The 13883-nt window shown below is 47.8% G+C and carries 15 protein-coding genes; 1 reads left to right on the top strand and 14 read right to left on the bottom strand.

Annotated elements, in window-relative coordinates; genetic code table 11:
* Nucleotides 1-178: 178 nt before the first annotated feature.
* The 5 genes from rplI to TSUB_RS14805 all read right to left on the bottom strand — a co-directional run bounded on the left by rplI (nucleotide 179) and on the right by TSUB_RS14805 (nucleotide 2642).
* A complete protein-coding gene (gene rplI, locus TSUB_RS14785; RefSeq protein WP_087024479.1) occupies nucleotides 179-631 on the bottom strand; it encodes a 50S ribosomal protein L9 in 453 nt (150 codons plus the stop codon).
* 37 nt (nucleotides 632-668) lie between these two features.
* Entirely contained in the window at nucleotides 669-896 is a 228-nt protein-coding gene (gene rpsR, locus TSUB_RS14790) for a 30S ribosomal protein S18 (protein ID WP_087024481.1), read from the bottom strand.
* Between the two features lie 16 nt (nucleotides 897-912).
* Nucleotides 913-1215, bottom strand: a complete 303-nt coding sequence (gene priB / locus TSUB_RS14795; RefSeq protein ID WP_087024483.1) for a primosomal replication protein N — start codon at nucleotides 1213-1215, stop codon at nucleotides 913-915.
* 6 nt (nucleotides 1216-1221) lie between these two features.
* On the bottom strand, nucleotides 1222-1611 hold the full coding sequence (gene rpsF / locus TSUB_RS14800) for a 30S ribosomal protein S6 (RefSeq protein ID WP_087024485.1): 390 nt from the start codon (nucleotides 1609-1611) through the stop codon (nucleotides 1222-1224).
* A 143-nt stretch (nucleotides 1612-1754) separates the two neighbouring features.
* The gene (locus tag TSUB_RS14805; protein WP_159064998.1) at nucleotides 1755-2642 is read right to left on the bottom strand and encodes a helix-turn-helix transcriptional regulator; all 888 of its coding nucleotides are present in this window, start codon (nucleotides 2640-2642) and stop codon (nucleotides 1755-1757) included.
* A gap of 43 nt (nucleotides 2643-2685) precedes the next feature.
* Here TSUB_RS14805 and TSUB_RS14810 point away from each other — a divergent pair, with 43 nt between their 5' ends.
* The gene (locus TSUB_RS14810; RefSeq protein ID WP_159064999.1) at nucleotides 2686-3924 is read left to right on the top strand and encodes an alpha/beta hydrolase; all 1239 of its coding nucleotides are present in this window, start codon (nucleotides 2686-2688) and stop codon (nucleotides 3922-3924) included.
* Between the two features lie 100 nt (nucleotides 3925-4024).
* Here TSUB_RS14810 and rlmB read toward each other — a convergent pair whose 3' ends face one another.
* The 9 genes from rlmB to hfq form a co-directional block, all read right to left on the bottom strand.
* Entirely contained in the window at nucleotides 4025-4765 is a 741-nt protein-coding gene (gene rlmB, locus TSUB_RS14815; protein WP_087024545.1) for a 23S rRNA (guanosine(2251)-2'-O)-methyltransferase RlmB, read from the bottom strand.
* 57 nt (nucleotides 4766-4822) lie between these two features.
* Nucleotides 4823-7411, bottom strand: coding sequence for a ribonuclease R (gene rnr / locus TSUB_RS14820; protein ID WP_087024491.1), 2589 nt, complete (start codon nucleotides 7409-7411; stop codon nucleotides 4823-4825).
* A 190-nt stretch (nucleotides 7412-7601) separates the two neighbouring features.
* A complete protein-coding gene (motX, locus tag TSUB_RS14825; RefSeq protein ID WP_087024493.1) occupies nucleotides 7602-8231 on the bottom strand; it encodes a flagellar protein MotX in 630 nt (209 codons plus the stop codon).
* Nucleotides 8232-8359: 128 nt separating this feature from the next.
* Nucleotides 8360-9676: an adenylosuccinate synthase gene (locus tag TSUB_RS14830; RefSeq protein ID WP_087024495.1), complete on the bottom strand. Its 1317-nt coding sequence runs from the start codon at nucleotides 9674-9676 to the stop codon at nucleotides 8360-8362.
* Nucleotides 9677-9805: 129 nt separating this feature from the next.
* Complete coding sequence (locus TSUB_RS14835) at nucleotides 9806-9991, bottom strand: DUF2065 domain-containing protein (protein WP_087024497.1); 186 nt, start codon at nucleotides 9989-9991, stop codon at nucleotides 9806-9808.
* A gap of 122 nt (nucleotides 9992-10113) precedes the next feature.
* Nucleotides 10114-11007, bottom strand: a complete 894-nt coding sequence (hflC, locus tag TSUB_RS14840; RefSeq protein ID WP_087024499.1) for a protease modulator HflC — start codon at nucleotides 11005-11007, stop codon at nucleotides 10114-10116.
* 2 nt (nucleotides 11008-11009) lie between these two features.
* A complete protein-coding gene (gene hflK, locus TSUB_RS14845) occupies nucleotides 11010-12176 on the bottom strand; it encodes an FtsH protease activity modulator HflK (RefSeq protein ID WP_087024501.1) in 1167 nt (388 codons plus the stop codon).
* A 55-nt stretch (nucleotides 12177-12231) separates the two neighbouring features.
* Nucleotides 12232-13521, bottom strand: coding sequence for a ribosome rescue GTPase HflX (gene hflX / locus TSUB_RS14850; RefSeq protein WP_087024502.1), 1290 nt, complete (start codon nucleotides 13519-13521; stop codon nucleotides 12232-12234).
* Nucleotides 13522-13546: 25 nt separating this feature from the next.
* On the bottom strand, nucleotides 13547-13819 hold the full coding sequence (gene hfq, locus TSUB_RS14855; protein WP_087024504.1) for an RNA chaperone Hfq: 273 nt from the start codon (nucleotides 13817-13819) through the stop codon (nucleotides 13547-13549).
* Between the last annotated feature and the right edge of the window lie 64 nt (nucleotides 13820-13883).

The raw sequence follows: 13883 nt of genomic DNA on the forward strand, positions 1-13883 counted from the left end.
CAGAAACTCAGCTAGTCAGTATACCTTAGTTTGGAAACTGAAAGGATATTGACTGATAAATAGATTATGTGTGACGACTCGCCTATCGAAAAGGTAAATCATGAGATTTCACACAACGCTGACGAGAAGCAAAAAAAAACCAGCCCGAAGGCTGGTTTTTCACTATCGTAAAACGTTATTACTCAGCAGGAACAACGTTTAGGTTGATAGTTGCGAATACATCAGAGTGCAGTTGTAGGCTGATTTCGAACTCACCAGTGGTACGTAGCGCACCTTCTGGAAGACGAACTTCGCTCTTAGCAACTTCAACGCCAGCAGCAGTTACTGCATCAGCGATGTCACGAGTACCGATAGAACCGAATAGTTTACCTTCGTCACCCGCTTTAGATGCGATAACAACCGCTTCTAGTGCGCTCACTTTCTCAGCACGCGCTTCAGCAGCAGCTAGTTGCTCAGCAACTTTTGCTTCTAGCTCAGCACGACGTGCTTCGAACATTTCAACGTTCGCTTTAGTCGCCATTACAGCCTTACCTTGTGGGATAAGGAAGTTACGTGCGAAACCCGCTTTAACGTTAACCTGATCGCCAAGACCACCTAGGTTACCGATTTTATCAAGTAGAATAACTTGCATTATCTTGTCCTCTTAATCTAATTGAACCAGCTACCGATTACTGATGCTTGTCAGTGTATGGTAGAAGTGCTAGGTAACGAGAACGCTTGATAGCGCGAGCTAGCTGACGCTGGTATTTTGCACGCGTACCAGTGATACGGCTTGGTACAATTTTGCCAGCTTCAGTGATGTAGTTTTTAAGAGTTGCTACGTCTTTGTAGTCGATCTCTTGAACGTCTTCTGCAGTGAAACGGCAGAACTTACGACGACGGAAGAAACGTGCCATGGGGCTATCTCCTGATCTAAATATTTTCTATGTGCTCAGCATGTAACACAATTTTACCTAAGCCATTACGACCGGTTTGGTAAGAGACAAAGCCTGCTACCTGAATGTGACTGCCGAGCGCTAAGTCTTGCGTGAGTGTTTGTAAACCTTTCCCGCTCACTACCACGTTAATGCAACAATACACTTGACGGGGTAAGCCAGCTTCCTCTTGGGTGGAACGATGCTCTAACACAAAGTGACAGTGCGGTATTCCAGCTGGTGATTGGGTTCGTCTGAGTGCTTTAACGATAACGCCAGAGAGCTCGAGACGATTGGTCACAAAGGATTACTCAGCTGCTGCTTCGCCTTCAGATTGTGCAGGTGCTGCACGCTCTTCGCGACGTGGTGCACGCTCTTCCTTCGCCTTCATCATTGGAGATGGCTCAGTGATTGCACCTTTAGTACGCATGATCATGTTACGGATCACTGCATCGTTGAAGCGGAAAGTAGATTCCAGCTCATCAACAACAGCCTGCTCAGCTTCAACGTTCATTAGAACGTAGTGTGCTTTGTGCAGTTTGTTGATTGGGTAAGCCATTTGACGACGGCCCCAATCTTCTAGACGGTGGATTTGACCGCCAGAGTCTTTGATAGCAGCTGTGTAACGCTCGATCATGCCAGCAACCTGCTCGCTTTGATCAGGGTGCACCATGAATACGATTTCGTAATGACGCATTGGTTGCTCCTTACGGATTATTCAGCTTCCACAATTGGCTCGGTCATCCAGAGGAAGCAAGGAACTAAAAACAAAGAACCGAGAATTTGGACGCTGAATAGTACAGAATTGCACCGTTGATAGCAAACAAAATTTGCAGGGATTTAAACATGCCCTGATAGCAGTGAAAATGCCTGTTTCTGGTGCTGTTTTGGTGTCTGGCCAAAATAGCGTTTATAGGCAGTAACAAAGTTGGCAGGGTAGTCATAGCCCGCTAGCAAACTTGCCTCGATCAAACTAAGGCCTTCTTGGCACATGGCATCATGTGCGCGCTGTAAGCGACGATGTTTTAAATAGTTGACAAGGCTCTGCCCAAACGCTGCCCGGCAATGGCGTTGCAGTGTGGCGACACTCATCCCCAACTGTTCACCAATCTCAGCGACAGAGAGATAATCGGCTTCACCACTTTGTAAAAACATCTGTAAACGCGTCGTTGAGCGAAAAGCGCGAGCATTATCTAGAGGTAGCGACTCAAGCCCAGCCAAAAATTGCCACAAGAGTTCAACAAAACTCGCCATCACTTGGCGCTCTGCAACACCTTGCCCCGGCAGTTGATTCACCGCCTCGGCAAGATGTACCAAATGAGACGGTAATTTGGCTTGATGAAGTGCGCGTTTGCCATGGATCAATTGCGATACCTGCGGGCTTTCTAGCGATTGATGACGCCCCTCTAACCACTCAGGTTCAATACGCACCAATAGATTGCGATCATGACTTCCCGCTTCACCCACTCCAGAGACGAGACTATCTGACGTCAGATTAACCATAGACGCAATCACTGGAGAGGCGTGACAATGACGTGCAGTTTGTAAACGCGCATGACCATAATTGACATCCACTTTTCCGGCGAGGGGAATCACAATCGTCAATCCTTCACTCGGCACGCGTTCAAGGAAGACATCAGCGGTGCGATAAATGTCTTTGCTATGGAAAAAAAGCCCTTTTTCCAAATACAAGTTGGTGACTTTCCCTTGGTATGTTTGCTGCGCCACGCTGCTGCCCTTACTCAATATTGTCCATGAGGTGTACGTAATAATGAGAAAAGCACAAACAAAACTGCGTCATTTGCAAAATCTTCTCAATGCCACCCTGTGCGATAATGCCTTTAATGAAAACAATTCTCAACTCGCCATCCACAGGCACGTTGTTAACCATCAACAAACCATCAGCACAACAGACTCAGGAGCACAGGCAATAGCCTGTGGCAACAAGCATATGGACATTCGAAAAATCGCATTGCGTGGCTGGTTACTGCTCTGTTGCTTTACCGCACACGCAGCTTCAGAGGTCACTATCGCCCAGCGTTTCTCACATCAATCAAAGATTCTCAACACAACGTTGAGTTATCAAGTCTACCTGCCGGAAAGCTACCACAGTGACAAAAAAGCACACTTTCCTGTTGTTTATCTTTTAGATGGTGAGGCGCACTTCACCCATGCAGTCGGTATGCTGGAATCACTGCATAGTGGAATGTGGCCGCAAGTGCCGGAGATGATAGTGGTCGGTGTGAGTAATGAGAACAGAATGGCAAACTATACGCCAACAAAAGCCACGCAGCTTCCCAATGGCGAGTCAGCACCAGCGCCCTATAAACAGACAGGCCAAGGCCCTGACTTCCTTCGTTACCTTGAAAATGAACTCGTGCCTGTGATCGACGATGTGTTTCGAACCCAAGCTCCCAACATTTTAGTTGGTCACTCTTTTGGAGGCATTATGGCGTTAAGTGCCTTAGCACAAACGCATCGATTTTCAGGCTTGGTCGCACTTGATCCTAGCCTATGGTATGACTACCCCAGACTAAACGATCAACTCATCGCTTCACTCTCGCAACCTGTCACCCGCCCTGTTGCACTCTTCGTGGCAGCCGCAGATATGCCCATCACACCCAGTCTCGGACGTTCAACGGTCCATCGCGATTATATTGTCGCTTTTAACGATCGATTAAACGCACACAAAACAGACAACACTGAACTGGCCATTGAAAGCCAAGGTGTGTTTTATCCCGGCACGAATCATCATGACATTTATCATTGGGGGTTTTACGACGCCATGAAATGGCTATTTGACGGCTATCGCATCAATTTCGGTTACCAAACAATCAATGCCGAAGCCGTGATAGCTGACTATGCAGCGATGAATAAAAGGCTGGGCGCCAATCTTAAACCCTCGCTTCCTTATCTCAAACGCGCCGTTGCAAAGCTCAGCCGAGACAAAGCGCTCAATGAGAACCCTGATGAGGTGCGAAAACTGATCCATCACTTTTACTCAAAGTAATTTCTGGGTCAAATTCCGACGGATTATAATAACGTCAACATCACCGTTGGCTAGGCAAAGAAAAGGCCCTCGTTGAGGGCCTTCTCTCTCATATCAATACTTAGTTCGACTGTCGCTGGCGAACTGCTTCAAATAGGCAAATCCCAGACGCCACCGACACATTCAAGCTCGACACCGCTCCAGCCATTGGAATTTTAATCAGTTCATCACAAGTCTCGCGCGTTAAGCGTCGCATGCCATCGCCTTCGGCACCCATGACGATCGCCATCGGACCAGTTAACTTAGCTTGATAAATGTCTTGCGTGGCTTCGCCTGCCGTGCCGACAACCCAAACGCCTTTTTCTTGTAACGCACGTAACGTTCTCGCTAAGTTCGTTACGCGGACGAGAGGCATGACTTCTGCAGCCCCACAGGCGACTTTGCTCGCCGTTGCGTTCAATTGTGCTGACTTATCTTTAGGGACAATCACCGCTGCCGCCCCTGCCGCATCGGCGTTACGTAGACATGCCCCTAAATTATGAGGATCTGTCACACCATCCAGCACAAGCAATAACGGTTGAGGCTTGCTGGCCAAAATCGCATCGAGATCATTCTCGTTGTACTGTTTAGCGGGTTTCACACGAGCAATAATACCTTGATGAACCGCACCTTTGGCACGGTCATCCAGCACTTTTCGACCCGCTTCTTGAATCGTAATACCTAACGCTGTGAGCTCATTCAGTACGGGTAATAAACGTTCATCTTGACGCCCTTTCAAGACTAAAACTTCAATAAAACGGGCTGGGTCATTTTCCAATACGGCTTTCACTGCGTGAATGCCATATAGCATGTCGTTACTCATAGTGATTTCAATCTTCTCTTCGCGCGGCAGCGATGATAACGCTGCCACTATCAATGACTATTTCGTTTTTTTAGTGCGAGCCTTTTTCTTTTTGCGCGCTTTTTCTGTCTTGGATTTCTTAGGAGCTGGGTTATCTTTCTTGCCCTTGTTTACTCCAGGTTTCTTTCCTGCTGGCTTTTTCTTCTTCGCAGGTGGCTTTCCTCCCAGCGAGGGCGGCAAATCATCTTCAATTACGGGTTTCGCTTTAGGCATCACACCTTGCTTTAAAGATTGGCGCACACTGCGGCGCTCTTTTTTCTTCTTCGCTGTTTGCGCTTCTACTTTCCCATCAGCACCAACTTTAAAGGCGCGGCTATTCTGACGTAACCCTTCCGCCTTACGCATTTTCTGCTTGGCTCTATCACGTTCGGTTTTACCTGCGCGACGCGGTTTACGGTTACTGCCCACCATATCAAAGTCGATCATACGATCGTCGAGGTTCACCGCCAAGACGCGGATTTGAACGGTATCGCCAAGGCGATACACCTGACCACTACTCTCACCAATCAAACGCTGGCCTATAGGATCGTATTGGTAGTAATCATTGGCAAGATTTGAAACATGCACTAACCCATCAATGTTGAGTTCATTGAGACGTACAAAAAAACCGAAGCCGGTAACGTTAGCAATGACGCCTTCAAACTCATCGCCGACATGATCTTGCATGTACTCGCACTTCAGCCAATCAGAGACATCACGGGTGGCATCATCTGCACGGCGTTCAGTGGTGGAACACTGTTCACCCAGTACATCCATATCATCAACAGAGTAATGATAGCCCCCAGTTGGCGTCCAACGATCCGCATTGGTTCCTGCTTCTTTGGCAATCAGGTATTTAATCGCACGGTGCAAGGTGAGATCCGGATAGCGGCGAATCGGTGAGGTGAAGTGTGCATACTGATTCAATGCCAACCCAAAGTGCCCCATATTGTCAGCTTGGTATACCGCCTGCTTCATAGATCGCAGCAACATGGTTTGGATGAGTTCCTTGTCTGCACGCTCATGTATCGCGTGAGCCAACTCTGCGTAATCTCGCGGCGAAGGCTCTAACCCACCACCAAGATGAAGGCCTAACTCACCCAAGAAGTCACGGAACCCGACCAAGCGTTCTTCTCCCGGCGTTTCATGTACGCGGTAAAGTGAGGGCTCTTTTAACTTTTCGACATACCGTGCAGAGGCGATGTTAGCCAAAATCATGCACTCTTCGATGATTTTGTGGGCATCATTACGCTCATAAGGCTCAATACGGTCGATCTTCCGTTGGCTATTGAAAATGAACTTCGTTTCTACGGTTTCAAATTCAATCGCGCCACGCTCTTCGCGGGAGCCTTTTAGCACCTTATACATGCTATACAGCTCTTCAAGGTGGGGCACTAACGGCGCATACCGTTCACGCAGTTCCTCATCACCTTCGAGCATTTTATGCACTTTATTATACGTTAGACGCGCATGCGAGTTCATGACCGCTTCGTAATGCTTATAACCTGACAAACGCCCATTGGCCGAAATAGTCATTTCACACACCATACAGAGGCGATCAACTTGCGGGTTCAATGAACATAAACCGTTAGAGAGCACTTCTGGCAACATAGGCACGACTTGCGAAGGGAAGTAGACCGAGTTGCCTCGTTGCACTGCTTCTTTATCTAATGCAGAGTCAGGTCGAACGTAATAACTCACATCAGCAATAGCCACCCACAAGCGCCACCCACCAGAACGTTTTTTCTCACAATACACAGCATCATCGAAGTCACGTGCATCTTCGCCATCGATAGTAACGAGTGGCAAGTCTCTAAGATCAACACGCCCTTTCTTTGCATCTTCTGGTACGTCTTCCGTCAGAGTAGAAATCTGTTTTTCAACTTCTTTAGGCCATACATGCGGGATATCATGGGTACGTAAAGCAATTTCAATTTCCATGCCCGGCGCCATGTTCTCGCCGAGTACTTCGACGATTTTACCCACGGCATTATATTGGCGAGTGGCTCGCTGAGTCACTTCCACGACCACCACATTGCCCATTCGCGCGCCCATACGTTGGTCTTGCGGTATAACAATATCTTGCGCGATACGAGAATCGTCAGGCACGACGTAGCCCATACCATTTTCAATAAAATATCGACCAACAATTTGTCCGGTACGTTCTTCCAAAATACGCACCACACGCGCTTCCGGTCGGCCACGCTTATCAACGCCGACTTGCTGCGCGAGGACGTAGTCACCATGCAGTACACCACGCATTTGATGAAATGGCAGCACGAGATCATCTTTGGTGCCAACACCTTCAGGCCGTAAAAAGCCAAACCCTTCGCGATGGCCGATGACATGCCCTTTAATAAGATCGATGCGCTCAGGCAAGGCATAGCACTGACGACGAGTGAAGATGAGTTGACCATCTCGCTCCATTGCGCGTAGGCGTCGACGTAAACCTTCATACTGGTCATCACCGGATAAATTCAGCACTTCGAAAAGGTGGTCGCGGCTCACCGGCGTTTCAAACCCTTCAATGACACTGAGGATTTGTTCGCGGCTTGGTATAGGGTTTTCGTAATTACTCGCCTCACGATCCGCAAACGGATCTTGAGGTAATTGTTGGTCTTCTGACATGTAATGATCCGTAAATGGCGGATAATAGTGCAAGTATATCTGAGCTACTGCTATTCAGATAGCTTCAGGCAGTATTATTAATAGAGTGAAAAACAGTGTTACGAGACGACTTTCTCGCCAGTAACAGAAAAGAGGATAATTGACAGGCTTGGCGATAATATACGCTGAATTGCGACAGCGCAATGCTTAATTACCAGAAGGTATCACGCATCTTAGCACGATGAATAATGTTCTCTGGCATGCGGCGCTCTAAATCTCGTCGCAATTGAGCAATACGTTGGTAGGCGGCATCATTGGCCGTTACCGAGTTGTATAACCAGCGGTAAGCGTCTTCATAGTCCAACGGACTACCAAAGTCATTCAAAAGCAGCTCAGCGAGTTGAATACGCGCAGGTAAATTCCCTAACGCCGCAGCTTCGCGAAGGTAAGGTATTGCGCGTTCACCATCTTGCTGGACTAAGGTGCCTTTGGCGTAGTAACGCCCGAGCTGTTCCAACGCTGCTGGTAACCCTTGTCTCGCAGCTTGGTTAATATAAAACACCCCGAGTTCAACATCACGCTCTACACAGACTCCCCATGCCAGCATGTCACCATAGAGAAACTGAAACGCTGGATATTCGACCACACGAGCGCGGGCTTCTATATCTTGCACCAACTGACATTCATCCTGCTCTACCTGACGCAGGTGCTGATTGGTTTCAAACCAGCGGATCAGTTGCGTCTCCGAGTAGACCTCCACAGCACCTTCGTGCTCATCGGCGGCTACTGTCGGCAGCAAGCTTGCTATCAATGTAGTGAGTAAGGCTAAACGTCGCTTCATAATACTTCTCAGGTTGAACCATTATGTCTATCGGCGCGGTGTCAGATTCCTTTAGTAATTATTGGCGCAATGGGGTCAATATTTTGGCATCCAGATCAAAAAAGCCAGCACGAAGCTGGCTCTTTTTATTATTCACCGTATGGGTGAACTTTGATAATGGTCTCGTTTCGGTCTGGACCCGTAGAGACGATATCAATTGGCACACCCGTCAGCTCTTCGATACGCGCAATGTAATCCAGTGCAGCTTTCGGTAGGTCATCAAGCGACTTCGCACCAAAGGTGTTTTCGCTCCAACCAGGCATGGTTTCATAGATAGGCTCTACCGTTTCAAAGGCTTCAGCAGCCATTGGCGAAACGTTCAGTACCTTACCTTCAGGTGTTTTGTAGCCAACACAGATTTTCAGCTCTTCTAGACCATCAAGTACGTCTAGTTTGGTTAGACAGAAACCAGAGATAGAGTTGATCTGTACGGCACGACGCATGGCAACAGCATCGAACCAACCCGTACGACGAAGACGACCAGTCGTTGCACCAAACTCTTGACCAACATCACCAAGGTGCTTACCAACCGGATCTTGCTTATCAAGGCCATCGTATAGCTCAGTAGGGAAAGGACCCGAACCAACGCGCGTACAGTAAGCCTTAGTGATACCCAAGATATAACCAATATGACGAGGACCGAAACCAGAACCTGCCGCGACGCCACCCGCTGTGGTGTTAGACGAGGTAACATATGGGTATGTACCGTGGTCGATATCCAGCAATGTACCCTGTGCACCTTCGAACATGATCTTATCGCCACGCTGACGCGCGTCATCAAGCTCTTGAGTCACATCGATAACCATAGACGTCAGGATATCAGCTTGCGCCATGATACCTTCAAGAACCGCTTCGTAGCTGACCGGCTCAGCCTTGTAGAAGTGCTCCAGCTGGAAGTTATGGAACTCCATCACTTCCTTAAGCTTCTCGGCAAAGGCTTCTTTATCGAACAAATCACCAACGCGTAGACCACGACGAGCAACTTTGTCTTCATAAGCAGGACCGATACCACGACCAGTCGTACCAATTGCTTTCTTGCCTCGCGCTGCTTCACGCGCTTGATCTAGAGCAATGTGATAAGGAAGAATTAGCGGACAAGCTTCTGATAGGAACAGACGCTCACGCACAGGAATGCCACGCTCTTCAAGCGGAGCCATTTCTTTCAACAGTGCATCTGGAGAAAGTACAACGCCATTACCGATAATGCATTTTACATTATCGCGAAGGATACCTGATGGGATTAGGTGTAGAACGGTTTTTTCACCGTCAATGACAAGGGTGTGACCAGCGTTATGACCGCCCTGGTAGCGCACTACATATTTAGCATCTTCGGTAAGAAGGTCAACGATTTTACCTTTACCTTCGTCACCCCACTGGGTGCCGAGAACGACTACGTTATTTGCCATCTTTCTTAGTCTGTCAGTAGTTAAAAAAGGATTCTAGCAGTTTCAAGCGCCGCTTGCAGTCACTTTTTAACCATACGTCCATTTTTTTGCAAGGGTAATGTCATGAAAGCAGTAGAGAGCATTTTACATTCAACCAATAATGGTATAGACAATCACGAGTCCAGCTACGACTAAGCAACCGCCAACTCGACGTAACTGATTGTTATCAAAACGACTAATCTCAGCCATCATGGCTCGCCAACCTCTTGGCGCAAGCATTGGCCCCAAGCCCTCTAAAATGAGTACTAGCCCTATCGCTATCCAAAATGCCTTCATTCCACTTTCCTACCCTAGCCCTATCCGAGTCGATTTCTCCCCAATAAGGCCACCTTAACATGAAGAAATAGACATAAAAAAAGCAAGGCAGGCGCCTTGCTTTTTAAGTCTTGTAACAAATGTTACTCAGCGGCTTTACCACCCAGAGGATCCTTCATGAAACGGAAGAATTCACTGTTTGGATCGAGCACCATAACATCATTTTTGCTGCTGAAGCTCGCTTCATAAGCACTCAATGAGCGGAGGAATGCAAAGAACTCAGCATCTTTGTTGAAAGCGTCCGCATAAACACGTGCCACTTCGGCATCAGCTTCACCGCGTTTGGTCAAGGCTTCACGCTCTGCTTCTGCCAATGTTATCGCAACTTCTAGTTCAGCCTGCGCTCGCAGTACTTCAGCTTTCTCACGACCTTGTGAACGGTGACGACGCGCCACAGCTTCACGCTCAGCACGCATACGCTGGTAGATAGACTCTGAGATTTCATCCGGTAAGTTGATCTTCTTGATTCGAACATCAACCACAGTGATACCTAAGTCCTCTGAGCTACGCTGCGCCGATACCAACACGGCATCCATGACTTGGTCACGCTTTTCAGACACTAACTCTTGAATCGTCTTACTACCGATCTGGTTACGCAAACCATCCGCAACACGACGCTGTAGTAGCGCTTCTGCCGTTAAGATGTTACCGCCACCCGTTGCCAAGTAGAACTTACCAAAATCGGTAATACGCCACTTAACGAAAGAGTCGATAATAACGTCTTTTTTCTCTGACGTGACGAAGCGATCCGCAGAGCCATCCATCGTTTGTAGACGCGCATCAAGCTTATGTACCGTATCAAAAATAGGCAGCTTAAAATGCAAGCCCGGACCACGTATTTTCGCAGTACCTGCGCCATCATCCAAGATTCGACCAAAACGGACCACGATTCCACGTTCAGCCTGATCAACCACGTACATCGAGCTTAACAATACACCCACTAGGAAAATCGTAAGCGGTAATAGTAACTTACGCATGCTTAGAACCTCCCTTGACGCGTTGAAGTACGGCCTTCATTGACCGCGGGTAACACTGGCTTCTGCTCAAGCTCAATGCCATGTGTGCTAGATGGTGCGACCGGATTTGCGGGTGCTGATGCGTCACCGCTATTCATCAATCGATCCAACGGTAAATACATGATATTGCCACTCGACTCAGCATCAATCAGCACTTTGCTGGTATTGCCAAACACGCGCTCCATCGTCTCTAGGTAAAGACGACTACGCGTCACTTCTGGTGAGGCTTTAAACTCAGGCAACAGCTGCTCAAAACGCGCCACATCACCCAATGCTTGATTAGTGGTGGTTTCGTAATAGCCCTGCGCTTCTTTCTTTATACGCTCAGCGCGACCTTGCGCTTTCGGCAACACATCATTGGTATACGCTTCTGCTTCACGTACGTAACGTTCTTCATCCTCACGCGCTTTAATCGCATCGTCAAACGCGTCGTTCACTTGTTGTGGCGGACGTGCTGACTGGAAGTTAACATCAACAACCAGAAGACCAAGGTCATAACGTTCAATAATGCGATTGATCATTTCTTGGGTTCGATCCCGCACTTCCTGACGACCGGTGGTCAAGATGTCATCCATCTTGCCGTCACCAATCACTGCTCGCAGCGCTGCATCTGTCGCTTGGCGTAAGCTATCGTCCGCATTCGTCACGTTAAACAGGTATTTTTGCGGTTCAACAATACGATATTGAACATCCATATCGACGTTCACGACATTCTCGTCACGGGTCAGCATTAAACCAGAACCTCGCAATGAGCGAATCGCTTGTACGTTAATTGGCACGACTTCATCAACAAAACGTGGCCGCCAGTTCAGGCCAGGACCAACCGTTTTGTAATATTCACCAAAACGCTTCACTACACCTTGTTCGGCTTCGCCGACTGTATAGAAACCCGTTGCACCCCAAACAATCGCGGCCACAGCCAGAACGACAGCACCGAGTCCGCCAGTCCCGCCTCCGCTATTGCCAGAAGATCCTTTGTTATTCCCTAAAACACCACCCAGTTTCTGGCTCAGCTTGTTAAAGACTTCATCCAGATCAGGTGGTCCTTGATCACGGCCACCACGATTTTTGTTCCCCCAAGGGTCCTTATCGTTGTTTCCGCCGTTATTACCAGGCTCATTCCACGCCATTAGATAACTCCATCAATATGATATGACGACAGTTTTTTTATACTCTAGCAGTCCATCACGAGACGATAAAGCCTTCGATCAAACTACTTTCCCTTTTTTGTAACCGCTGCCAATCGGTTTGTTGCATACGAACATCGATGACCAATGTGCCATCAGGCTCATATTCTTCCTTCAAAATACAGTCAAGCTGGCAAAAGTGACTGCGCAAGCGTCCTGCATATTGAGGCGGTAATGCAAGGCGGTGTTCCACCATGGTTTCCGCCAATAGCTCCTGCAGTGCTTGGAACAGAAGATCGATACCCAACCCATCGCGGGCAGATACCCACACTTTTACCGGCACTCCTTCATCATTACGTTCAATGAAGGGCTCGCGATTTTCCATATTGTCAATTTTGTTCATCACTAACAAAGATGGAATGTCGCTAGCGTCAATTTCTTCTAGCACAATGTTAACTGCATCAATGTTATCGCGAAAACGATCATCGCTTGCATCAACAACGTGTAATTGAAGCGTCGCTTCCTGTGTCTCTTGCAGCGTGGCTTTAAACGCAGCAACAAGATCGTGGGGAAGATGACGAATAAAACCAACGGTATCGGCCAAAATTGCAGGGCCAACGTCCGCGACTTCAATACGCCTTAATGTCGGATCCAACGTCGCAAACAGCTGATCAGCAGCATAAACGCCAGATTCTGTAATTCGGTTGAATAAAGTGGATTTTCCCGCATTGGTATAACCAACTAAGGAAAGAGTAGGAATTTCCGCCCGTTGCCTTGCTCGACGTCCTTGCTCACGCTGCTTTGCGACTTTCTCCAAACGGCGGAGAATCGTTTTAATACGATCGCGCAGCAATCGTCGGTCAGTTTCAAGTTGCGTTTCACCGGGACCACGAAGACCTATCCCGCCTTTTTGACGTTCTAAGTGCGTCCAGCCTCGGATTAATCGGGTAGAAATATGACGTAATTGGGCCAGTTCTACTTGCAGTTTACCTTCGTGCGTTCTGGCACGTTGGGCAAAAATATCGAGGATCAAACCCGTACGGTCTAACACGCGACATTTACACAAGCTTTCCAAATTACGTTCTTGTGCTGGTGACAGCGCATGATTGAAGATGATGATATCAGCACCTTCAGCCATCACTGCTTGGGCTATTTCTTGTGCTTTGCCTTCCCCAACGAAGTATTTAGGATGCGGAGACTGTCGGCTACCAGTGATCACTTGTAGCGTATTTACCCCCGCAGAAGACACCAGCATTTCACATTCACTGAGATCTTCCCACTCCTCTTCTTGATTGAAGTTGATATGGACAAGAATAGCCTGTTCACCGGCTTCATAACGGTCAAACAAGCATTAACTCCTTCGAAGACACTAATTATTCTTCAGTTTTTTCCTGACCACGCTCAGTGCTACCTTGAGAGCGTTCACTCGCCGAGTGATGGCTCACTGCACGAGCAGGAACAACTGTAGAGATAGCGTGCTTGTAAACCATTTGATTTACAGTATTTTTCAGGAGGATCACGAACTGATCAAAGGATTCGATTTGACCTTGTAGTTTGATGCCATTTACCAGATAGATAGACACTGGAATACGTTCACGACGCAGCGCATTCAAAAATGGGTCTTGTAATGATTGCCCCTTAGCCATTATTTTTTTCCTTATCGATTTGTAGTTATTAGCACTTAATAAAAATTAAAATACGCAAACAATT

This window comes from Thaumasiovibrio subtropicus (assembly GCF_019703835.1).
Classification (GTDB): domain Bacteria; phylum Pseudomonadota; class Gammaproteobacteria; order Enterobacterales; family Vibrionaceae; genus Thaumasiovibrio; species Thaumasiovibrio subtropicus.